Annotated in this window: 24 protein-coding genes, 2 pseudogenes and 1 riboswitch; of the genes and pseudogenes, 22 read left to right on the top strand and 4 right to left on the bottom strand. The window is 63.6% G+C overall.

All coding sequences use genetic code 11. The features are described from left to right. The first annotated feature begins 10 nt into the window (after positions 1 to 10). The 13 genes from ACYU03_RS12890 to ACYU03_RS12830 all read left to right on the top strand — a co-directional run bounded on the left by ACYU03_RS12890 (position 11) and on the right by ACYU03_RS12830 (position 12,998). Positions 11 to 538: a Csu type fimbrial protein gene (locus ACYU03_RS12890; protein ID WP_461891290.1), complete on the top strand. Its 528-nt coding sequence runs from the start codon at positions 11 to 13 to the stop codon at positions 536 to 538. Between the two features lie 17 nt (positions 539 to 555). Then, entirely contained in the window at positions 556 to 1,341 is a 786-nt protein-coding gene (locus tag ACYU03_RS12885; protein ID WP_461891288.1) for a fimbrial biogenesis chaperone, read from the top strand. 33 nt (positions 1,342 to 1,374) lie between these two features. Further along, positions 1,375 to 3,732: a fimbria/pilus outer membrane usher protein gene (locus ACYU03_RS12880; protein WP_461891286.1), complete on the top strand. Its 2,358-nt coding sequence runs from the start codon at positions 1,375 to 1,377 to the stop codon at positions 3,730 to 3,732. A 31-nt stretch (positions 3,733 to 3,763) separates the two neighbouring features. Then, positions 3,764 to 4,807, top strand: coding sequence for a Csu type fimbrial protein (locus tag ACYU03_RS12875; RefSeq protein ID WP_461891284.1), 1,044 nt, complete (start codon positions 3,764 to 3,766; stop codon positions 4,805 to 4,807). A 44-nt stretch (positions 4,808 to 4,851) separates the two neighbouring features. Continuing rightward, positions 4,852 to 5,059, top strand: a riboswitch (cobalamin riboswitch). A gap of 109 nt (positions 5,060 to 5,168) precedes the next feature. Next, complete coding sequence (locus ACYU03_RS12870; protein ID WP_461891282.1) at positions 5,169 to 5,945, top strand: ABC transporter ATP-binding protein; 777 nt, start codon at positions 5,169 to 5,171, stop codon at positions 5,943 to 5,945. After that, positions 5,942 to 6,910 carry an ABC transporter substrate-binding protein gene (locus ACYU03_RS12865; protein ID WP_461891280.1) on the top strand — a complete coding sequence of 323 codons (969 nt, stop codon included), beginning with the start codon at positions 5,942 to 5,944 and terminating at the stop codon, positions 6,908 to 6,910. The genes ACYU03_RS12870 and ACYU03_RS12865 overlap by 4 nt, the downstream gene beginning before the upstream one ends. Beyond that, positions 6,907 to 7,932 carry a FecCD family ABC transporter permease gene (locus tag ACYU03_RS12860; RefSeq protein ID WP_461891279.1) on the top strand — a complete coding sequence of 342 codons (1,026 nt, stop codon included), beginning with the start codon at positions 6,907 to 6,909 and terminating at the stop codon, positions 7,930 to 7,932. Before ACYU03_RS12865 ends, ACYU03_RS12860 begins: the two co-directional genes overlap by 4 nt. Before the next feature lies 1 nt (position 7,933). Next, positions 7,934 to 8,662 (top strand): (2Fe-2S) ferredoxin domain-containing protein, encoded by a 729-nt coding sequence (locus tag ACYU03_RS12855; protein ID WP_461891278.1) that lies wholly within the window; start codon positions 7,934 to 7,936, stop codon positions 8,660 to 8,662. Between the two features lie 237 nt (positions 8,663 to 8,899). Next, the gene (locus ACYU03_RS12850; RefSeq protein WP_461891276.1) at positions 8,900 to 9,070 is read left to right on the top strand and encodes a hypothetical protein; all 171 of its coding nucleotides are present in this window, start codon (positions 8,900 to 8,902) and stop codon (positions 9,068 to 9,070) included. Between the two features lie 550 nt (positions 9,071 to 9,620). Beyond that, positions 9,621 to 10,406: an endonuclease/exonuclease/phosphatase family protein gene (locus ACYU03_RS12845; protein ID WP_461891275.1), complete on the top strand. Its 786-nt coding sequence runs from the start codon at positions 9,621 to 9,623 to the stop codon at positions 10,404 to 10,406. Further along, positions 10,403 to 11,605, top strand: coding sequence for a cardiolipin synthase ClsB (gene clsB, locus ACYU03_RS12840; protein ID WP_461891273.1), 1,203 nt, complete (start codon positions 10,403 to 10,405; stop codon positions 11,603 to 11,605). Before ACYU03_RS12845 ends, clsB begins: the two co-directional genes overlap by 4 nt. Further along, entirely contained in the window at positions 11,605 to 12,564 is a 960-nt protein-coding gene (locus tag ACYU03_RS12835; RefSeq protein ID WP_461891271.1) for a lysylphosphatidylglycerol synthase domain-containing protein, read from the top strand. Before clsB ends, ACYU03_RS12835 begins: the two co-directional genes overlap by 1 nt. Positions 12,565 to 12,620: 56 nt before the next feature. Then, positions 12,621 to 12,998: a Rho termination factor N-terminal domain-containing protein gene (locus tag ACYU03_RS12830; RefSeq protein ID WP_461891270.1), complete on the top strand. Its 378-nt coding sequence runs from the start codon at positions 12,621 to 12,623 to the stop codon at positions 12,996 to 12,998. A gap of 29 nt (positions 12,999 to 13,027) precedes the next feature. On the opposite strand, the gene ACYU03_RS12825 is transcribed toward ACYU03_RS12830, so the two are convergent. After that, entirely contained in the window at positions 13,028 to 13,258 is a 231-nt protein-coding gene (locus ACYU03_RS12825; protein WP_461891268.1) for a metallothionein, read from the bottom strand. Positions 13,259 to 13,467: 209 nt separating this feature from the next. Between ACYU03_RS12825 and ACYU03_RS12820 the strand changes: the two are divergent. From ACYU03_RS12820 to ACYU03_RS12795, 6 genes and pseudogenes are all read left to right on the top strand, one after another. After that, positions 13,468 to 14,019, top strand: a pseudogene (locus ACYU03_RS12820) (DNA polymerase ligase N-terminal domain-containing protein); the annotation flags it as partial. A gap of 17 nt (positions 14,020 to 14,036) precedes the next feature. After that, positions 14,037 to 14,303 (top strand): hypothetical protein, encoded by a 267-nt coding sequence (locus ACYU03_RS12815; RefSeq protein ID WP_461891266.1) that lies wholly within the window; start codon positions 14,037 to 14,039, stop codon positions 14,301 to 14,303. Further along, positions 14,300 to 15,343 carry an acyl-CoA dehydrogenase gene (locus ACYU03_RS12810; RefSeq protein ID WP_461891264.1) on the top strand — a complete coding sequence of 348 codons (1,044 nt, stop codon included), beginning with the start codon at positions 14,300 to 14,302 and terminating at the stop codon, positions 15,341 to 15,343. Before ACYU03_RS12815 ends, ACYU03_RS12810 begins: the two co-directional genes overlap by 4 nt. Beyond that, a complete protein-coding gene (locus ACYU03_RS12805; RefSeq protein ID WP_461891262.1) occupies positions 15,340 to 16,095 on the top strand; it encodes a PIG-L deacetylase family protein in 756 nt (251 codons plus the stop codon). The genes ACYU03_RS12810 and ACYU03_RS12805 overlap by 4 nt, the downstream gene beginning before the upstream one ends. After that, positions 16,092 to 16,691, top strand: a complete 600-nt coding sequence (locus ACYU03_RS12800; protein ID WP_461891260.1) for a class I SAM-dependent methyltransferase — start codon at positions 16,092 to 16,094, stop codon at positions 16,689 to 16,691. Before ACYU03_RS12805 ends, ACYU03_RS12800 begins: the two co-directional genes overlap by 4 nt. Then, positions 16,688 to 17,401, top strand: a complete 714-nt coding sequence (locus ACYU03_RS12795) for a glycosyltransferase family 2 protein (RefSeq protein ID WP_461891258.1) — start codon at positions 16,688 to 16,690, stop codon at positions 17,399 to 17,401. Before ACYU03_RS12800 ends, ACYU03_RS12795 begins: the two co-directional genes overlap by 4 nt. A gap of 20 nt (positions 17,402 to 17,421) precedes the next feature. Here the strand turns inward: ACYU03_RS12795 and ACYU03_RS12790 are convergent, their stop codons facing one another. From ACYU03_RS12790 to ACYU03_RS12780, 3 genes are all read right to left on the bottom strand, one after another. Further along, a complete protein-coding gene (locus ACYU03_RS12790; RefSeq protein WP_461891256.1) occupies positions 17,422 to 18,330 on the bottom strand; it encodes an SDR family oxidoreductase in 909 nt (302 codons plus the stop codon). Positions 18,331 to 18,479: 149 nt separating this feature from the next. Next, complete coding sequence (locus ACYU03_RS12785) at positions 18,480 to 18,680, bottom strand: PLD nuclease N-terminal domain-containing protein (protein ID WP_461891456.1); 201 nt, start codon at positions 18,678 to 18,680, stop codon at positions 18,480 to 18,482. Positions 18,681 to 18,820: 140 nt separating this feature from the next. After that, entirely contained in the window at positions 18,821 to 19,702 is an 882-nt protein-coding gene (locus ACYU03_RS12780) for a LysR substrate-binding domain-containing protein (RefSeq protein WP_461891254.1), read from the bottom strand. Between ACYU03_RS12780 and ACYU03_RS12775 the strand changes: the two are divergent. From ACYU03_RS12775 to thrH, 3 genes and pseudogenes are all read left to right on the top strand, one after another. After that, positions 19,703 to 20,604: pseudogene (locus tag ACYU03_RS12775) on the top strand (2OG-Fe dioxygenase family protein). A 45-nt stretch (positions 20,605 to 20,649) separates the two neighbouring features. Further along, a complete protein-coding gene (locus ACYU03_RS12770; RefSeq protein ID WP_461891252.1) occupies positions 20,650 to 21,267 on the top strand; it encodes a LysE family translocator in 618 nt (205 codons plus the stop codon). Next, a complete protein-coding gene (gene thrH / locus ACYU03_RS12765) occupies positions 21,267 to 21,872 on the top strand; it encodes a bifunctional phosphoserine phosphatase/homoserine phosphotransferase ThrH (RefSeq protein WP_461891250.1) in 606 nt (201 codons plus the stop codon). Before ACYU03_RS12770 ends, thrH begins: the two co-directional genes overlap by 1 nt. Positions 21,873 to 22,131 lie beyond the last annotated feature (259 nt).

The following is a 22,131-nucleotide window of genomic DNA, read 5'->3' as shown; positions in this document are numbered from 1 at the left end:
GCATTCCTTGATGCGTCTTCAGCAACCCACGCTACGTGCCTGGGTCTGGCTGTTCACCGCGAGTGCCTGTGCCTGGCCGACAGCGCAGGCCGCAGAGACTTCCATACTGCGCGTATCGGCCAGCATCGCCTCGGGCTGTCGCATAAACGGCGTCGTCGCTGCCCAGGCCGGCAAACTGGGCAGCCTGGACTTCGGTAGCCATCCGGCGATCAGCAGCGACCGCCTGAGCACCAGCTTCGCCGCCAACAGCGCCGTCACCCTGTCCTGCACGCCAGGCGTTGCGCTGAGCATGAGCCTCGATGGCGGCGCGCACTTTGCCAATGGCCAGCGCAACCTCGACGGGGCTGGCGAGCGCATTCCCTACCAGTTGTACCGCGACGTCGGACTGAGCCAGGCGATTCCCGTCGACCAGGCGCTCGCCGTCAGCTACGCCAACCCCGAAGACATCCGCCTGCCGATCTACGCGGCACTGCGCTTGCCGGGCAACAACCCCCCCGGCACCTACATAGATGTCCTCACCGTGACGCTGTCATGGTGACAACAGAAGGCCCCTCCATGCGTATCACTTTTGCCTCTTTCGTTCGCGTCTTGGCGATCTCGCTGTGCGCCATTGCCTGCACCCAGGTCAGCCAGGCCAGCGCCGCCAGTTCGGTGCTGATCTGGCCGATCGATCCGGTCCTGGAAAGCGACCAGCGCGCCAGCGCCCTGTGGCTGGAGAACCGCGGCGCCAAGCCGGTCCTGCTGCAGATGCGGATTTTCGCCTGGCGTCAGGACGGCACGCAGGAACACTACGCCGAACAGCGCGATGTGATCGGCAGCCCTCCGATGATCAACATTCCAGCAGGTGGCCGGCAGCTTCTGCGCCTGACCCGACTGGCGCAGCAGCCGGCCGGAACTGAGCAGGCCTACCGCATCGTCATCGATGAGATTCCCACCCCGCAGACGGAGGACGACGACAAGGACGCCGGCAAGGCCATCCGCTTCCAGATGCGCTACTCGGTGCCGCTGTTTCTCTATGGCGAGAACCTCTGGCTCAAGCCTGTACCGGACAAGAAACGCAGCAACGATGCCGGGGTTCCGCAACTGGGCTGGCGCATCGAGCGCGATGGCGGCAAGCCCTACCTGGTCATTCGCAACGACGGCCCGGTGCACGCGCGCTTGACCCAGGTCGCCTTCGAGCAGGGTGGGCGCTCGATCGAAGTATCCGACGGTCTGCTCGGCTACGTGCTGGCGCACAGCAGCTATCGCTGGCCGCTACCGGCGGCGGCAGGCCAAGGCGCGCAGCTGAAGGCAACGGTCAATGGCGGTAATCCGGCACGGACGATCCAGCCTCTGCAGTGAGGCCGCACTGAAGTATTTGTCATGGAGAAGACGATGACCTCCTGTTTCCTGTCTAACCGTCGGCGCCGTGGCTTCGGACATGCGGCGCTGCTGGTCGCAGCCCTGCCGGCGCTGGATGCCAGCGCGGCGCCGCTGCCGCCACCGCCACGCGTCGGCGCAGCAGCAGTGCTGGCAGACATCACGCTGTACCTGGAGCTGGTGGTGAACCAAGCCGGCAGCGGCAAGGTGGTGCCGGTGCGGGTGCGCGACGGCCATTACCTGGTCGGCGCCGCCGATCTGCGTCAGGTCGGCCTGCAACTCGCCGCCGATGACAACGGCCTGGTGGACGTCAGCGCGGTTACTGACATGCACACCGAGTACGATGGCAACAACCTGCGCCTGCTGCTCGAGGTGCCGGCGCAATGGCTGCCCGAGCAGCATCTGGGACGTTCGCGAATCTTCGAGCGCAGCCCGGCACGCAGCAGCTTCGGCGGCCTGCTCAACTACCAGGCCTACACCAGCGAACCGGAGCATGGGTCCGGCTACACCTCCGTGTGGAACGAGCTGCGCCTATTCGGCGGCTACGGCGTGCTGAGCAACAGCGGCGTCTACCAACACCCGTATGGCGACACCGAGGGGCTGTCCCGGCGTTACCTGCGCTACGACACCCACTGGCGCTATTCCGACGAGGAACGCATCCTCACCTACGAGTTGGGTGACCTGGTCAACAATCCCCTGAGTTGGAGCACGCCAGTGCGCATGGCCGGCCTGCAGGTGTCGCGCGACTTCTCGCTGCGCCCGGACGTGGTCACCTATCCCTTGCCGCAGTTCTCTGGCGAGGCCGCGGTGCCGACCACGGTGGACCTGTTTATCAACGGCTACAAGAACAGCTCGGAGAACGTCAACCCAGGGCCGTTCAGCATCACCAACGTGCCCTTCATCAATGGCGCAGGGGAAGCCGTGGTGGTCACTACCGACGCCCTCGGCCGACAGGTCAGCACCACCATGCCGTTCTACGTCTCCAGCTCGCTGCTACGTCCCGGCCTGTCGGATTTCTCGTTCGCTACCGGCAGCCTGAGACGTGACTACGGCCTGAAGAACTTTTCCTATGGCACCAGCGTAGCCAATGGCTCGTACCGCTATGGCGTCAGCGACTACTTTACCCTGGAAAACCATGCCGAGGCCGCCAGCCGTTTCGGTCTCGGCGGTCTGGGCGGGGTATTGCGCCTAGGCAACCTGGGCACACTGAACGCCGCCTATAGCGGCAGTCTGCAAGACGGCGACAAGGGCAGCCAGCTCGCCGCCGGCTATCAGTACACTCAGCGCCGCTTCAACGTCGGTGTGCAACATACCCGCCGCAGCGGCGGCTACGGCGACCTCTCTACCTACGCAGGCGACTACCAGTTCAGCCGCAGCAGCACCCAGGTGAACGCCAGCTTTTCTCCGGGAGAGCTGGGCAGCTTCGGTGTCGGCTACTTCGACGTCAAAGCGCACGACGACAGCCGTACGCGCCTGCTCAACCTGAGCTGGAGCAAATCGCTGTGGGCCGACAGCAACCTGATGTTTTCCGCCAACCGCGAGATAGGCGGCGACGGCTGGGCCTTGGCTGCTCAGTTGATGATTCCCTTCGGTGGTAGCAGCTCAGTCACCACCAGCTTCGAGCGCAGCACCGACAAGCTGCAGACCCGACGCATAGACTACCGCCGCGCAGTACCTAGCGAAGGCGGCTTCGGCTGGGACCTGGCCTATACCGACAGTGATGACACCGAGGCCTATCGTCAGGCGGGGCTGAGCTGGCGTGGCGATCACCTGCAGATCCAAGGCGGCGTCTACGGCAGCAGCGGCCAATACAACCGCTGGGCAGAAGCCAGTGGTTCGCTGGTGTTCATGAACAATTCCATCCAAGCGGCCAACCAGATCGGCGACGCCTTCGTCCTGGTCAGTACCGACGGCAAAGAAGGCATTCCGGTTCGCTACGAAAACCGCCTGGTCGGCGAAACCGACAACAACGGCCATCTGCTCGTACCCTGGACCACCTCCCACTACAACGCCAAGTACGAGATCGACCCACTCAACCTGTCCTCCAGCTTCGATACCCCCGAGGTCGAGCAACGGGTCTCGGTCATGTCTGGCAGCGGCTATCTGCTGCGCTTCCCGGTGACCCGCGTGGCCGCAGCCACCGTCGTCCTCCACGACGCCACCGGCAAGGCTCTGCCAGTGGGCGCCGCGGTCCAGGGTGACAATGGCCAGAGCGGTTACGTCGGCTGGGATGGACTGCTCTACCTGGAGCGTCTGCGCACGCACAACCAGCTGCGCGTGGAGTTGCCCGAGGGCGGCACCTGTCGCGCCGCCTTCGACTTCGACAGCCAGGCCGACGAAATCGCCTGGATCGGCCCGGTGATCTGCCGCTGAGCCGGACGGATAGCCCCATCAGGAGTACCCCATGACCCTACGTACACTCCCCTTGCCGTTCATGGCATTGCTGTTCTGCTTGTTGTTGCAAGTACCTGGCGCGGAGGCCGGGAAGCGCTGCGGACCCTATGCCGGTGGGCTGTTGGTTTCCCTCGGCAGCGCGGGTGCTCTCGACGCCACGGCCAGTCCCATTGGGGTGGAAGCCCCGGGTGGGTTGTATTGCAACAGGGATGGGTTCTCGCTCTACGGCAAGGACTGGGTACGGGTACAACTGGAGAACGACGGTGGCGGCCGGTTGGTCAACTCTGCCACCGGCGACAGCATCCCCTTCACCATCTTTTCCTCTAACGACGGGCAACCGCTGACGGTAGGCCAGCCTTACGAACTGACCCAGTTCCGCTGGATTGGTAGCAACGCCGAGGCGCTCGACTTCCCGCTGTACTTCCGTACCGTACCGCCACTGAGCAGCCTGCCGGCAGGTACCTACACCGCCAATGTGCAGACGCGCTGGTTCTGGCAGATCTGCCCTGGCCTGCAGACCCTGCAAGCCTGCCTGGCCTGGGGCGGCTGGGATCGCAGCAAAGGATTGATAGGCCTTTGCCTCACCGGTTGCTCGGGGGTTATCAACTGGGGAAGCGGCGAGGTTGCCACGCTGGTGCTCCGGCTGATAGTGACCAAACAGTGCGAAATGGTGACGCCAGACCTGAACTTCGGCACTGCCGCCTTGGCCAGTGCCTTTTCCCCGGCGCTCGGCCTGGTGCAGGTTCGCTGCAGTAAGAACGCCAGCTACAGCGTCGGCATGAGCATGGGTAGCAATTCCGATGCAGGGGTACGACGCATGCGCAACGGCAATCGGTACCTGGCCTACGAGCTGTACAAGAAGCGTACAGGCAACGAGCGCTGGGGCGCACAAGGCAGCGAGCGCCGCGCCAGCAGCGACGCGGACTTCAATGCCAACCTCCTGGACGGCACGACGCCGCAGATATTCACCTATCGCGCCGAGGTACTGCAGGGGCAGCCGACTCCGCCCGCCGGGACCTATACCGACGCTGTCCAGGTCGACGTCAAGTTCTAACCACCGGGCAGGCCCGCGATTGACTCCCCCCCGCATAAATGCTCAGATGCGCCCCTGTTTCAGGTGTCCCCTGCCGCCGCGCAGGGGATTAAACGGGAAGCCGGTGCGTCGCCTCATGCGACCAGTCCGGCGCTGCCCCCGCAACGGTAAGCGAGCGATGCATTCGACAGACCACTGTGCCTGAGGGCACGGGAAGGTGGATGCCTCACGACCCTCGCAAGCCCGGAGACCGGCCTGGCACACCAGTTGGCAACACCCGCGGTGGGCGGGCGCGGGCCGGTCTTCGTGGCAGCGCCCTGCCCGCGATTCCTCCATGCGCCGTTCCATCGAGGTTCATTCAATCCGGAATGGTCGCAAACCCATGCTTGATCCCACCTTGCGCATCCAGGGCCTGAACTGGGCGCCGCGCCAGGGCCAGCCCTTGTTGCTCGATGGCATAGAGCTGCAGGTCGATCCCGGCGAATTCGTCGGCCTGATCGGTCCCAACGGCAGCGGCAAGACCAGCCTGCTGCGCTGCGCCTACCGCTTCAGCCAGCCGGACAGCGGTTCGGTGCTGCTTGAGGGTCAGGACATTTGGCGGCAGACACCGCGCTGGGTCGCCCAGCGCATCGCAGTGATGCTCCAGGAGTTTCCCCAGGACTTCGGCCTGACCGTCACCGATGTGGTCGCCATGGGCCGCACGCCGCACCTGGGCTGGTTCGAGGGCGACCGTGAGCAGGCATTGACCGACACCACCCTGCAGCAACTGGGCCTGGCCAGTCTCGCCCAGCACACCTTCGCCACCTTGTCCGGGGGCGAGAAGCAACGGGTGTTGCTGGCCCGGGCATTGGTGCAGCAACCGCGCCTGCTGATTCTCGACGAACCCACCAACCACCTTGACCCGCGCTACCAGCTGTCACTGCTGGAGCACTTGCGCGGCGCCGGGTTGAGCATCCTGGCCAGCTTCCACGACCTCAACCTGGCGGCGGCCTTCTGTGACCGCCTGTACGTGATCGAAGGCGGGCGGATCATCGCCAGCGGCACGCCGGCGCAGGTCTTGACCGAACAACGCCTGGCGCAGGTCTTCGGAATCCACGCCCTGGTCGACCGCCATCCACTGGCCCACCATCCACGCATTACCTGGATCAGCCCCACATGAAGCCTTACCTGGCCTGCCTGGCCCTGTTGGCCGCGCTGCCCTGCAGCGCGGCCGGCAATGACTTTCCGTTGACGGTGAGCAGTTGCGAACGCAGCGTCACCTTCGACCACCCGCCCCAACGCGCAGTCAGCCATGACGTCAACATGACCGGCATGTTGCTTGCCTTGGGCCTGCGCGAACGCATGGTCGGCTACACCGGCATCAGCGGCTGGAAGAGCCTCGACCCGGCCATGCGCCAAGCCCTCGCCGGCCTGCCTGAACTGGCATCGCGCTACCCTTCGCTGGAGAACCTGCTGGACGTCGATGCCGACTTCTTCTTCGCCGGCTGGAGCTACGGCATGCGCATCGGCGGCCCGGTCACCCCGCAGACCCTGGCGCCCTTCGGTATTCCCGTGTACGAGCTGAGCGAGTCCTGTTCGCGGATCATGGCCCAGCGTGAGGCGAGTCTCGAAGACCTGTATAAGGATCTCGACAGCCTCGGGCGGATCTTCGATGTGCGCGACCGCTCCACAGCCCTCGTCAGCCAGATGCGGGAGCGCATCGCCAAGGTCACAGACCGGACCGCCGCCCTCGCCGAGCATCCCAGCGTGTTCCTCTACGACAGCGGCGAAGACCGTCCCACCACCTCCGGCAGGCTGGGCATGCCGCAGGCGCTGATCGAGGCGGCGGGTGGCCGCAATATCATGGACGACGTCGTGGCCAGTTGGACCGAGGTCAACTGGGAAAGCGTGGTGGAACGCAACCCCCAGGTCATCGTGATCGTCGACTACGGCCCGACGACCTGGCAGCACAAACGCGACTTCCTCCTGCAGCACCCGGCCCTAGGCAGTATCGATGCTATTCGCCAGCAGCGCTTCGTGGTGCTCTCCTACCTCGCGGTCACGCCTTCGCTCGATAACGCCGCAGCCATCGAGACACTCGCCGCCGCGTTGCACCCACGGCTGTTCGCCGAGGCCGGCCGGTGACGCCGGTCCGCAGCCTCGGCGGCTATCGCGCCCTGCTCGGGGCATTGCTTGGCCTGCTGTTGCTCTCGTGCTTGCTGTCCCTGGGCTTTGGCGCGGCGCAGGTGCCCTTGGCCAAGGTAATGGGGATCGTCTTGCAGCAGTTCGACTTGACTGGCGCAGGCGACTGGAGCCGGGGCCAGGCACAGATCGTCTGGCAGATCCGCGCCCCCCGTGTCCTGCTCGGAGCCCTGGTGGGGGCTGGCCTGGCGCTGGTCGGCGGCGCCTTGCAGGCGGTGACGCGCAACCCACTGGCTGACCCACACCTGCTCGGCGTCAGCTCCGGCGCGGTGCTGGGCGCCGTGGTGGTTGTGCTGTTCCTGGGGGAATTCGCGGGTGTCTTCAGCCTGCCCGCCGCCGCCTTCATCGGTGCCCTGGGCAGCATGCTGCTGGTGCTCGGCATCGCCAGCCGACACGGCAGGCTGGAAAGCGAGCGGTTGCTGCTGGCGGGTGTGGCGGTCTCCTTCGTTATCATGGCCCTGGCCAACCTGCTGCTCTACACCGGCGATCAGCACGCGGTGAACGCCGTGATGTTCTGGATGCTCGGTGGCCTGGGATTGGCGCAATGGCGGCTGCTCTGGCTACCCGCCATTTGTGTGTTGGTGGGGTTCGTCGTGCTGATGAGCCTGGCCCGCGCCCTCAATGCCCTGATGAGCGGCGAGCAGACCGCTGTCAGCCTGGGGTTCAACACCCGCCATGTGCGCTGGCAGGTGTTCGTCAGCACCTCCCTGCTGACCGGCGTATTGGTCTCGCTGTCTGGCGCGATTGGCTTCGTCGGCCTGATGCTGCCGCACATGGCGCGCCGCCTGGTAGGTGCCGAGCACCGGCGACTGTTGCCGGTGAGCGCGCTGCTCGGTGCGTTGTTCATGGTCTGGGTGGATGTGGCGGCGCGCACCTTGATCGCCCCCCAAGACCTGCCCATCGGCATCGCCACCGCCGCCATCGGCGGCCTGTTCTTCATTCTGCTGCTGCGCCGGAGGCCTTGAAATGACCTACAGCCGCGTACTCTTCGTTGGTCCTGACCTTGCCGAGGGCTCGTCCGCCCAGGCCTTCCGCCTGCACCTGCAAACCCTGCGCGGCCCGCAGGTGCTTGCCGACCTGATTGACACGGCCACGGGCTTCGACGGGCTCTGGACAACCGTCAGGGTGTTCCTCTCGAAACAGCAAGGAACCCTGCTGCTGGTCGACCTGGACCCCGGCGCCGACAGCGCCTACCTGGATTGGCTACGCAGCGAGCTGCAAACGCTGGCACAGGCATCCGGCGGCCTGGGCCGGCTGTTCGTCAGCAGTGCCCTGCTCGGCCGCCACGAATTGTCGGCGGCCAAGGCTTGCGCCTTGATCGACCAGCACAGCGAACACCTACCTTGCGAAGGCACCGCGAGTATCCCGGCAAAACCGAACTGGTCGCAGATCCCGCCTCACCGTCACCAACTGTTTCTCTGCATCGGCGCCCGCTGCGTGCGACGTGGCGCCCTGCCCTTGTGGAAACGCCTGCGCCAACGACTGGCGGCGGCCAAGGCCATCGAAACCGAAGACGGCGTGCTGATCACCCGTACCTACTGCCAATATCCGTGCAACCGTGGCCCGATCGCCACGGTCCATCCGGCCGGGCATTGGTACCGGATTGCCTGCGAAGCGGATGTGGATCGCCTGGTGGATGAGCAGTTACTCAACCATCGCGTAGCGGCTGGGGTATTGATTGCCCGGGAACCGTGAGTGCAGGCCCCTGTAGGCCTCGATTCCAGCGGCGCCGCGAAAGGTAGGAGCCAGCTTGTAAAGCCTTGCCACAAGCACCGCTAGTCGGCCCACCGCGGCATCAAAAGGACCACCAGGCATCACAGCCACTCTCATGCAGTGAGGGGGAGCAACATCGTTTACCTCTCACGCCTGTTTCGGTCCGCCCTGAGGTGGGCCTTTTTCCTGTGTCTATGCAGCAATAGAGAGGTGCCTGTCATGACCTACACACAGCATCTAGGTGGCGGAAATGTCGCTGACGATTGGCCAGAGCTGGACCCAGACCGGCGCAACGACAAGGCCGATGACCCTGACACCGATCCCAGCGTCGGCGATGAAGAGGAGAACCGTCCCGGCGTCCCGCCTAGCGATCCGGAATCCGGGGCCTGATTCACTTGGAGATAAGGGCGATTGGCTGAGGCTGCTGGGTGCGTGCCTTAGGTCTTTTGGCGTTCTTGTTTTGGTGCTCTTGAGCCCACGCGGCGCATTGCCCTTGCATGCCGGCAGTTCTTCGGGTCCTGAAGACCGCGCGGCACATCGCTGTGCATGTCGAGAGTTTTGTGGCGCCCTCAAGATCCCGCGCCGCCCACGCGGCGCATCGCGGCACAAGGCCGCTCCCACATTGATTGCAACGTGCCATGGCCTGATGGACCGAAGTTTTAGTCTTTGTTTGTATGACAGAGGTATCGAGGTGGGCGCAACAAGCCTCCACACAATCTTTCGCCCAGCACCAAGGCTACTGTGGGAGCGGCCTTGTGTCGCGATGCGCCGCGCGGGCGGCGCGGGGTCTTCAGGGCACCGAAGAACCGCCGACATGCACAGCCCACCCGCCACTCGTCAATCTTCCTGAACCCTCGCCAACGGCCTTCAGTCGCAATTGCATCGGCCGCCTGCCACCCGGTTTATAGAGCAGGCCCGGCGTGAAACCAGGAGTGGAACTGTGACCAAGACCATCCCCGCGCCCACCAGCATCATCGATCGCGTCACCGCCGTGCACCGCTTGAACGTACTCACTATCAACGTGCACAAGGGCTTCACCGCGTTCAACCGGCGCTTCATCCTGCCGGAACTGCGTGATGCCGTGCGCACCACCGGCGCCGATCTGGTGTTCCTCCAGGAGGTGCATGGCAGCCATCAGCAGCATGCCTTGCGTCATCCAGCCTGGCCAGCCACCCCGCAGTACGAGTTCCTGGCCGACAGCATGTGGCCGCAGTTCGCCTATGGGCGCAATGCTGTCTATCCCCATGGCGACCATGGCAATGCACTGCTGTCCAAGTTCCCCATCATCGAGTACGACAACCTCGATGTGTCGATCCGCGGCAATGAGCAGCGCGGCCTGCTGCACTGCCGGCTCGACGTACCGGGCCATGAGCAGGTGCACGCCATCTGCGTGCATCTGGGGCTGCGGGAAGGCCACCGCCAGGAGCAGGTACGCTTGCTGCTCGACCTGCTCGACGCCCTGCCGCCCCAGGCGCCGGTGATCATCGCCGGAGACTTCAACGATTGGCGGTTGAAGGCCGATGCGCTGTTGGCCGAGCGCCTGGTCGAAGCCTTCGGCAAGTGCGGCGGCGCCCCTGCGCGCACCTTTCCGGCGCGTCTGCCGCTGTTGCGCCTGGACCGCATCTACCTGCGCAACGCCACGCCCGGTGATGCCCGGGTGCTGTCCAACTGGCCCTGGTCGCACCTATCCGATCATGCCCCTTTGGCGGCAGAGGTGAGCCTGTGAACAGTCCTTGGGTCGCTGGCAATAGCGTGCAACTGCTGATCAATGGCGAGGACTACTACCCACGGGTATTCGAAGCCATTGGCCAAGCGCGTAAAGAGGTTTTGTTGGAGACCTTCATCATCTTCGACGACAAGGTCGGCCAAGCCCTGCGACAGGCGCTGATCGAGGCGGCGCGGCGTGGAGTCCGGGTCGAGATAGCGGTAGATGGCTACGGCACCGCCGACCTGCCGGAAACCTTCATCAGCGCCATGACCTGCGAAGGCATCAAGGTCCATGTGTTCGACCCGCAACCGCGCCTGATCGGCATGCGCACCAACCTGTTCCGCCGGCTGCACCGCAAGATCGTGGTGATCGATGGCGAACGGGCGTTCATCGGCGGCATCAACTACGGCGCCGACCACTTGGGCGACTATGGCCCGATGGCCAAGCAGGATTACGCGGTCGAAGTCAGCGGCCCGGTGGTGGCCCAGATCCACGCTTCCAGCCGACGCATGCTGGCCCCGGTGCTGGACCCGCCCAGCCAGGTCCATCCCGCCTTGCAAACGAGCGGCGGCGCCAGTGCCGCCCTGGTGGAACGCGACAACCAGCGCCAGCGAACAGCCATCGAGGCCCAGTACCTGGAAGCCCTCCGCTCGGCCCGCAAGCGGGTGGTCGTGGCCAACGCCTACTTCTTTCCCGGCTACCGCCTGCTACGTGAACTGCGCAACGCCGCCCGACGTGGCGTGGAGGTCACGCTGATTCTCCAGGGTCAGCCGGACATGCGCTGGGTCAGGGCCCTGTCCCGGCTGTTGTACAACTACCTGCTGCGCGATGGCGTGACCATCTACGAGTACTGCCAGCGGCCCCTGCACGGCAAGGTCGCGCTGGTGGATGACCAATGGTCGACAGTGGGTTCGAGCAACCTCGACCCCTTGAGCCTGTCGCTGAACCTGGAAGCCAACCTGATGATCCGCGACCGGGCCTTCAACGAGCAGCTCTACCAGCACCTCACCGAGCTGGCCCGCCAGCAATGCAAGCCGGTCACCCTGGAGCGGATGGTTCGCGGCTACTGGTGGCGCGCGCCGTTGATCTTTTTGTGCTTCCACATGACCCGGTATTTCCCGGCCGTTGCTGGTTGGTTTCCGGCACACCGCCAGGTGCTGCAGTCACTGCAACCAGACGCCGAGGCCGATACCCATTACCACGAGGGCAAGACCTGATGGAGCGACAGCGCTGGCAAACCTGGGGCAAGCGGCTGCTGACCGTCTTTTTCCTGCTGCTGGTCCCCACCCTGCTCTATCTCCTGGCCCGCAACCTGGATTGGAACGAGGTCAAGCAATCGCTGCTGGCCTATGGCCCGGGTACCCTGCTTGTCGGACTGGCCCTGGCGCTGGGCAGCTTCGCGGTATTCAGCAGCTTCGACCTGCTCGGCCGTGCCTACACCTGCCATCACCTGCCGGCACGCCAAGTGCTGCCCGTGGCCTTTGTCTGCTACGCCTTCAACCTCAACTTCACCACCTGGGTCGGCGGCGTAGCCCTGCGCTACCGCTTGTACAGCCGCCTGGGCCTGGACACGGCAAGCATCACCCGGATCATCAGCCTCGGCATCCTCACCAATTGGGTCGGCTACATGATGCTGGCTGGCGTGGTGTTCGCCCTGCGCCTGGTGAAACTGCCGGAAAGCTGGGCGGTTGGTGTCACCGGCCTGCAACTGATCGGCTTTCTGCTGCTGGCCCTCGCCGCGGGCTACCTCTATGCCTGTGGCTTTGCCAAACGGCGGACCTGGCGCTGGCGCGAGCACGAGGTCACCCTGCCCTCGCTGCGTCTGGCGCTGCTCCAGGTGGGCCTGGGGGCCAGCAACTGGGCGCTGATGGCCGCGCTGCTGTACTGGTTACTGCCCGATGACCTGTTCTACCCCTCGATCCTCGGCATCCTGCTGATCAGTTGCGTCGCTGGGGTGGTGGCGCACATCCCAGCGGGACTGGGGGTGCTGGAGGCAGTATTCCTCACCCTGCTCCAAGGCCAGACCGGCCAAGGCAGCCTGGTGGCCGCGCTGCTGGGTTACCGCACGCTCTATTACCTGGTCCCGTTGCTGTTGGCGGTGGTCGCCTACCTGATCCTGGAAAAGCGCGCCAGGAGCATGCGCCAAAGCAGCAAGGCGGCGCTGCGCAAGTCTTGATTCAGGGGGCGTTGGCCCCATGCGCAATGCGCTTTCTACCTGACGGAGGAATCACCATGCCACGTGGAAGCAAAGACAAATACACCGATAAGCAGAAATGCAAAGCCGAGCACATCGAGGAAAGCTACGAAGCCAAAGGTGTGTCCAAAGAAGAAGCGGAGTCCCGCGCCTGGGCCACGGTGAACAAGCAATCCGGCGGTGGCGAACGCAGCGGCGGGTCCGGCCAGAAGACCAGCAGCCAAGCCAAGGAAAAAGCCCGCAAATCCTCGGCACGCCACGCAGCCGCGACCCGCAAGGGTGTGCCGCGCCCAGGCAACAAACTGGAAGACATGAGCAAGGCCGAGCTACTGGACCGGGCACGCAAACGCAACATCCCTGGCCGCTCGACCATGCGCAAGGCCGAACTGCTCGAGGCGTTACGGCAGGCTACTTAAACGGCCCGGCTTCGGTAGCGTCACCCTTCTCAAGGGGAGATCGGATCGCTGGCGGGAAATGTCTCATCCAGCGCATTGTCGACGTTGCTTTCCTTCGGCTGGACGTTCTCGCTGCAATGGCAGTCCGGCATGCGGCACGGTTCGCCATTGCGGTGTCCGCTGGCGCAGGCTTCGCAGCAGTAGGCCTTGTCATCCTGCGCTTGCGCATTGGCGTCAACGCTGCAGGAGCAATGGGGGCAGGCACAACGTTGGTCAGTCATGGTCATATCCTCCCGGTTTCGGGGCGTTTGGGTGGCTGCTCATGTCGCTTCTCCATCGTATGGGCTCTGCACAGTCGACTGTCCGCCCCCGGCAATGATTCAGAGTTTTTGCCCAATGGCCGCACGCGCCTGGCGAGCAATAGATTGAACTCTCAAGCCAGCGCCTCCCTCCCATTTCTAGAGAGCCGCGAATCGTCCCGGAGCCCGTCATGGCAAAGCCCCTGCAGGAGTACCAGCGCAAGCGTGATTTCGATGCCACTCCCGAGCCGGCCGGCAAATCCCGGGGCGGCAAGCAGGCCCATGCTTTGCAGTTCTGCATCCAGAAACACGACACCAGCCACCTGCACTACGACTTCCGCCTCGAGCTCGACGGCACCCTCAAGAGCTGGGCCATTCCCAAGGGCCCGTCGCTGGACCCCACGGTCCGCCGCTTGGCCGTGCATGTGGAAGACCACCCCCTGGACTACGCCACCTTCGAGGGGCAGATCCCCGCAGGCCACTATGGCGCAGGCGAGGTGATCGTCTGGGACCGGGGTGTCTGGGAGCCGGAGGGCGACCCGCGCCAGGCCTATGCCAAGGGCAAGCTGCGTTTTCGCCTTCGGGGCGAGAAGCTCGGCGGTATCTGGAACCTGTTCCGTACCCACCTGCCGGGCAAGAAGGAGCAGTGGCTGCTGGTCAAGTCCGATGACGCCGAGGCACGCAGTCAAGCCGACTACGACATCGTCGAAGCGCAACCGGACAGCGTGCTCGGCAAGCGCACGCCGCCAGGATTGGCCTGATGGCGCAACTGATCGACCTGCTGCAGTGGCCAGCCATGTTGATGACGGTGCTGGCTGCCTGGTGCATCGGTTCGCGCCAGCCACGGCGCAGGCGCATCGGCTTTTGCTGTTTCATCGCCAGCAACGTGCTCTGGGTGATCTGGGGCTGGCAGGCGCAGGCCTGGGCACTGATCGTGTTGCAGTTCTGCCTGTGCGCCATGAACCTGCGGGGCTGGAAGAAAAACACCAAGGCGGCCCATGGCGGGCCAGAGGAGTCTACGTCATGAGCATCATTCAGGATTTCGACCTGGGCGACCTCGACCGCTTGCTGCGCAGTTTCACCGAGCGCCCTCAAGCCCTTAACCTCGACACCCAGTTGCCGCTGCTGATGCAGGCGCTGCAAGCGGACCACCTGGACCTGCTGCCTCTACCCGGCCGAGGGCACACCCTGCAGCGTTGGCAGACGCTGGCGCGCATCGCTGGCTGCGACCTGGCCCTGGCCAAGCTCTATGAGGGCCATACCGACGCCCTGGCGATCCTGGCCGAATGCGCGGCTCCACATTTGGTGGGCAACGGTATCTGGGGTGTCTGGGCCGCCGAACCGCCAGCGGCTCGCACCCGTATCCTGGCCCGCGACGGCGACCAAGTCCGCTTGGGTGGGCGCAAGGCCTGGTGCTCCGGCGCATTGCAGATCGACCGCGCGCTGCTCACCGCCTGGGCTGATGACGGCCAGCCGCAACTGGTGGCTATCGAGCTGTCGCATCCCAGCCAACAGATCCTGGTGGACCACTGGCAGGCGGTGGGCATGGGCACCACAACGAGCGTGGAGATCGAGTTCGACGACTCGCCTGGCATTGCGGTCGGTCGGCCAGGACAGTACCTGGCGCGGCCAGGCTTCTGGCATGGCGGTGCCGGCATTGCCGCCTGCTGGTATGGCGCGGCGGAGGCCTTGGCCGATTACCTGCGCGAACATTGCCGGCAACCGCGCCAGGATCCTCATGCCGATGCCCACCTTGGCGCTGTCGATGCCGCGTTGTGCGGCGCCCGAGCAGTCTTGCGCGAATGCGCGGCCTGGATCGACCGCCAGCCCGGTGCCGATGCCAGCTTGGAAGTGCGCCGCGCCCGTGCGCAGGTGGAGCAGGCGGTCGAGCAGGTCATCAGTCATGTCGGGCGGGCTCTGGGCGCCACTCCATTCTGTCGCAGCAGCCACTTCGCCCGGCTCAGCGCCGACCTGCCGGTGTACCTGCGCCAGAGTCACGCCGAACGGGACCTGGCGGCCCTGGGGCAGCAAGTGGCCCAAGTGCCTGCCGGAGCCTGGCAGCTATGACCGAGAACCTCATCCGAAGCAGCGCCGGCACACCCTGGGCCGACTGGCAGCACTCCGCGCACCTGGCCCGGGCCACCTGGATCAGCCCAGAACAACTCTGCCCGCCTGGGCAGCGCCTGATCGTGGTGGCGCCACACCCGGATGACGAGATCTTGGCCTGCGGTGGCCTGCTGTGCAGTTTCCGTGGGCGCGAGCATGAGCTGGTGCTGATCTCGGTCACCGATGGCGAAGGCAGCCACCCGGGGTCCGCCCATTGGACAGCGCACCGCCTGCGCCGAAACCGCCCGCAGGAAAGCCGCCACGCCCTGCAGCGTCTGGAGCTGGCGGTGAACCAGGTGGATTGGCGGCGGCTGAACCTGAAGGACGGCGCCGTAGCGCATGACGAAGCCTTTCTGCTCAACCTCCTGAGCCAGTTGCTCAAGCCGGACGACCTACTGTTGACCACCTGGCGTGGCGATGGCCATGCCGACCATGAAGCCGTGGGCCGTGCCTGTGCCCAGGCCGCCCAGGCATGCCGGGCACGCTTGGTGGAAGTACCGGTGTGGGCCTGGCACTGGGCGAGCCCCGAGGACCCGCGATTACCCTGGCCACGGGCGCACCGGGTCCAGCTCGACGAACAACGCCTGACTTGCAAGCGCCAGGCCATCGCCGCCCACGTCAGCCAGATGACCTCGGACGAGGGGCGTCCCCCGGTACTTGCGCCGGCGCTGCTCGAATGTCTCCTGCAACCTTTCGAACTGGTGTTCCTATGAGGCCTGATCCGCAGTATTTCGCCCAGCTCTACGCGGCCAGCGACGACCCTTGGGCGTTCCGCAGCCGCTGGTACGAACGGCGCAAACGCGAACTGGTGATGGCCAGCCTGCCGCGCCAGTGCTACGGGCGGATCTTCGAGCCGGCTTGCGCCAATGGCGAGCTGAGCGCCGCGTTGGCCGAGCGCTGCGCTCAGCTGTTGTGCCAGGACCTCGACGCCACCGCCGTGCGCCTGGCCCGCGAACGCCTGGGCGATGCTCGCCATGCCCGAGTCGAACAAGGGCGCCTGCCTTCGGACTGGCCGGGCGAACGCTTCGACCTGATCGTACTGAGCGAGATCGGTTACTACCTGACCCCGACCCAGTGGCTGCAGGTGATCGAGCAATCAGTGGCGAGCCTGACCTACGACGGCGGCTTGCTCGCCTGCCATTGGTTGCACCCGATCGAGGGTTGCCCGCAGCATGGCCACGAGGTGCATGCCCTGCTTGCCCGGCATTTGCCGCTGTATCCCGTGTTCCGCCACGAGGAAGCGGACTTCCTGCTGGAATACTGGTGCTGCCAGCCCAGCGTCATCGACCTGGACGAGACCTGCCCATGATCGCTGTCATCATTCCTGCTCACAATGAAGCCCGTCGCCTTGGTCGCTGCCTGGCTGCGGTGAAGCTTGCCGCGCGGCAGGCCGAAGACGCTGGGCACCCGGTCCAGACGCTGGTAGTGCTCGATCAGTGCACTGACAGCAGTGAAGCCATCGCCCTGCGCCATGGCGTTGAAACCCTGGTGGTCGATGCTGGGAACGTTGGCCAGGCCCGCCGCGCCGGTGCGGCGCTGATGCTCGAACGTGGCGCGCGCTGGCTGGCCTGTACCGATGCCGATAGCCGGGTGCCAGCGCACTGGTTGTTGTGGCAGTTGGAGTGTGCCGCCGATGCGGTCTGCGGCACCGTGCATATCGAACACTGGCAATCCTGGCAGGATGCCGGATTGCGCCGACGCTACCGCAATGGCTACCGGGCGTGCGAGGACCACCGGCATATCCATGGCGCCAACCTGGGCGTTTGCGCTCAGGCCTACCAACGCGTCGGCGGCTTCCCGCCCCTGCCGACCCATGAGGACGTGCACTTGGTCAATGCCTTGCAGGCCATCGGCGCCCGCATCGTCTGGACCGCCCGCCATAGCGTGGCGACCAGCAGCCGTGGCGACAGCCGGGCGCGTGGCGGATTCGGGGCTCACCTCAAAGCCTTGGCGGGGCTGTGCATGCAAACGTCGAACGAAGAATCGCCTCAACTCTCGCAGCCGACGCAGGGCCTGTAGGAGCCAGCCCTGCATGTTTCCTATGGCAACGGGTTGCCCCCGGTCACACCGAACACTTCGCCGGTGATGTAGCTCGACTCCTGGGAAGCCAGCAGCACATACAAGGGCGCGCATTCGGCCGGCTGGCCGGGACGCTTCATCGGCGTATGGCCGCCGAAATCCGGGATCTTCTCCGGTGGTTGCCCACCGCTGGGCTGCAGCACGGTCCAGATCGGCCCTGGTGCGACAGCGTTGACCCGGATGCCGCGCTCGATCACCTGCTTGGCCAGGGCTTTGCTGAAGGCGACGATGGCGGCCTTGGTGGTGGCGTAGTCGAGCAAGGTCGCCGAAGGTTGGTAAGACTGGATCGACGCGGTGTTGATGATAGTCGCCCCAGCCGGCATCAAGGGCACCGCCGCCTGGCACAGCCAGAACAGCGCATAGACATTGGTCTTCATCGTGGCATCGAACTGTTCGCTGCTGACATGGCCGATGTCCTTGCGCGCCACCTGCTTGCCAGCCACGTTGACCAGGATATCCAGGCCGCCTAGCTGTTCGTGAGCCTGGTCCACCAGTTGCTTGCAGAAGGCTTCGTCCTTGAGGTCGCCAGGCATGGCGATGGCCGTGCGCCCTTCGGCCTCGATCAGCTTGATGACCTTGCGCGCGTCGGTCTGCTCGATCGGCAGGTAGTTGAGCACGATATCCGCCCCTTCACGGGCGAAGGCAATGGCCACGGCCCGGCCGATCCCGGAGTCGGCGCCGGTGATCAGCGCCTTGCGCCCGGCCAGGCGGCCGAAGCCTTTGTAGGTCTGCTCGCCATGGTCCGGCTCCGGGTGCATGTTGGCATCGAGGCCTGGAGGCGCCTGGGTCTGGCCAGGAAATGGCGGATGCGGGTATTGGGTCAGCGGGTTCTGCATGCTGAACTGGTCGCGGGGTTTGCTGTTGGGCATTGGCCACCTCCTCAAGAATGTTTTTCACCGAACGGCGCATTCCTGATGTTCGAGGCTGCGTATCCGCAGAAGGTTTGCCCGGGTCCTGGTACGCGCCGACCGGTGGTTCTCCAGCAGAACGGATGCGCATGCCATGGATGTCAGCATGCCTAGCCCTTGCTGTGCTCCGGCGAGCTGGAACCGGTGCCAGGCTTGACGCCACGGGGGCCGGCAATGCCCCAGATGACCAGGCCGACCAGCGGCAACATCACCAGCAGCAGCGCCCAGAGGATCTTGGTGGCATCGGACTTCTGGCTGCGGAACACACTGACGATGGCCCATAGATCCACCAGTAGGATGATGACCGCTATTAGATTTTGGGAATTAAACCTGTCGCAGGTGGCCGAGGGTGTCAGCCCCGGCTACCGGCTAACAGTGCTGATACTGGCCAGTACCACTTAGCCTGCCTGCGCAGGTAGACAAACGAAGCTCACCCCGTCGCTGGCTATCATTAATCGCCAGACCATTTAATGGTGTCTGCCATCTGCTTGGTGATCCATTTAAGGAATAACCTGCATTTGGAACTCTCATCGAACGGGCGGGGCGACAGTAAGCAATACTTGGAGCCATCCCGCGTGAAGCCGAATGGGGCTATAAGCTGCCTCGACTTCAGCTCATCCTGGACCATGAGCAAGGACGCCATGCCCACACCCAGCCCTGCAGCCGCTGCTTGTATGCAGAGATAGAAATGCTCGTATTCCACTCTTATCGCCCCCGGCGCCGCGACATCCGCCAGCCGCATCCAGTTGTCCCAGGCCAGAGGGCGAGTCGTACTGCGCAGAAGCGACATGTCGTCCAACTTCTGGCCCTCTGGCCACAAAGCCGGAATGCACACTGGACCGATCCATTCTTCACAAATCGTTTCGCAGTGAATCGACTCGTCCCAGTAGAAGTCGTCCCGACGTAGCGCCACGTCTGCGCCTGAACGGGCGAAGTCGATAGGCCCACCGGCAGCCAGCAGTTGCAACTGCAGGTTCGGGTGTGATGCTTGAAAATCGGGCAGACGGGGTATCAGCCATTTCATCGCGATGGTCGGTTCACAAGACACGACCAGTACTTCTTCGCGCGCATCACGCTGCAACTGGTAAAGAGTTCCTTCGAGCTGTTCGAAGAAAGGACGAGTGACGTTGAAAAGTTGCCTGCCAGCGCTGTTCAGGAAAATTGCCCGATTGCGGCGCTCGAACAGTTCGACGCCAATCGCTTCCTCCAACTGCCTCACCTGGCGGCTGACCGCACCATGGGTGACATGCAGCAAGCGTGCGGCTTGAACAAAGCTCTGGGTTTGCGCTGCGACAGTAAAGAAATGGAAGGAGGTCAGAGCGGGTAATTTCATATGCGCGATGAACTCTCACAGATAAAGGGGACTATAAATCGTTTTTCATCAAGCCAGCAACTTGCCATGCTTCGTCCTGCCTGCACCTCATGTGCAATTTTGGCCAACAGGGAGGAGGAAATAATGAACATAATGGAACGTGCCACTACACAGGTCCAGCAACAGGACGTTTATTTTGCCAGCCAGCACAGCATTCAAAATCTGTGTGAAATCGTAGCGCAAAAAGATTTTGCCCTGGTGTCCTCACGCAAGATCGCGAGCCTACTCAGCGCCATCGAGCCAGGCGCAATGGACGATTGGTCCGAATTCCAACAAAGCTGGAATCGCTTGGAACAGGACATGTACATGAGAGACGGTGGCACTTATCGCTTTCGCCGCCATGCGACCTACAGCTGCTCCCCAGGTAGTATCTGCCCTAGGCACGAGGCACACACCAACCGCATTACCAAATGCCTGGACTACAACTCCCTGAACGGCGACATCGTCCGGCACTTTGCCCCCATCGAGCCCAGCATCACGCAAAACAAGGTAATGACCGCAGCACTGGAATTGTGTTGCACCACATTCAGCCGGCTGGCGCCTTATTACACCTGGCACATCGAGGTGCATCAGTTCCGCATCAATGCCTCGCAGCTGGCGGCTTCGCCTACCCCGGAAGGTGTGCACCGCGACGGTGTCAACTTCGTATTCATGATGATGGTCAATCGGGTCAACGTGGTTAATGGTGAAACCAGCATCTACGACCGCCACAAACGTTGAGCCAGTACACCCTCTCCGAGGCGATGGAGGTAGCCATCGTCAACGATGAGCAGACTCTGCATGGGGTTACCCCCATCATCCAGCTCGACCCACTGCAACCCGCTTACCGGGATGTGCTTGTCATTACCTTCAGCAAACGCTGATCCGCTATAGCGGCATGGCTAGCCCATGCCGCATGGAGTCCTCGGATGAACGAATTAATAGCCGTAGCCGCGATCACTATCCTCGCGGTGATCAGCCCAGGTCCTGACTTCGCGATGGTCACCCGTAATAGTTACGCCTATGGGCGTAGCAGCGGGCTCATGGCTGCTTTCGGCATTGCCTGCGGCGTGCAGGTGCATGTGTTCTATACCGTGCTCGGTATCACTTTGGTCATTACCCATTCGCCAATGCTGTTCATGGCGATGAAAGCCCTCGGTGCGGGTTACTTGATCTATCTGGGCTGGAAATCACTGACCAGCAAGTCATCCCTGCAACTGGGCACTGCCACCGGTCCGCGCCCCTCCGCTGGCAAGGCTTTCGCGATGGGCTTTTTGACCAATGCGCTGAACCCGAAAACCATGCTGTTCGTCGTGGCTACCTATAGCCAAGTCGTGCAAGTCAGCAACAGCCTGGCGATTAACTTCGCTTATGGACTGTTCATGTCGTTCTCGCACTGGCTCTGGTTCAGCTTCGTTGCCCTGTTCTTTTCAGCCGAGGCCCTGCGTCAACGCATGCTGGACAGGCAGCATATCGTCGACAAAGTGATCGGCACCATTCTTATCGGACTAGGCGTAAGCCTGGTGCTGCCTGGGATGGGACGCTGATGAGCAGCTTGAGCAAACTGGCCTGTATCGACCTGGAAGGCGTGCTGGTGCCTGAGCTGTGGCCTGCGATTGCGGCACGTACCGGCATTAGTGAGTTGTTCGCCACAACCAGAGAGATCCCTGACTATGATGTGCTCATGGGCCAGCGCATCGCCCTGCTGCGCGAGCATGGAATTACTTTGAGGGATGTCCAGCGGATCCTCAGAGCGGTTGAGCCATTCGAGGGTGCCCTAGCGTTTCTGCAGGCATTGCAAGGCAGAGGCTATCGAGTAAACATCATCTCCGACTGCTTCCACGAGTTGGCAGACTCATTACTGCTTGCACTGGGCAGGCCAGCGACCTTTTGCCACCGCCTAATGACGGATGACCAAGGGTTTGTCTCGGCCTGTGACTATTACCCACGCCAAGGTAAGGTAGAGCATGTCGATAGAGCGCTTGCCGAGGGCCTGCAAGTACTGGCGGTCGGCGATGCCCTCAACGACATCGACATGCTGCGGCGGGCCAGTCAGGGCTTTCTGGTGAACCCTTCTATTTCTACGCTCAACGCCGCATCGGATCTACGTGCGGTGGAAAGCCTGGGGGAGATTCTTGAGCTGATTGCCTGACCTCGCAGGACCTATCAGAACTTAAGCCCTGCACTGGTTTACGACCTACGCTGCATTGCCCTGGCGTGCCGACTCCTGATGAAGACCGTGAGCAGCTCAGCTTCGCGCCATTGGGTGGAAGCTAAGGTGGTGCGAAGGCAGCACTTCGGCATGCCGAACTGGCCGTAAACCTGGCGGGTTCCATGGCTATGTTCTTGCTTGCGACGTGGGAATCCAGATCTAGCAATAACTGAGGTAGGATCACCGCTCAAAGCCGCGT

The sequence above is a fragment of the Pseudomonas sp. X10 genome (assembly GCF_054889225.1).
Note: the sequence above shows the minus strand (reverse complement) of the source record. Positions and strands in the feature narration are given on the sequence as shown.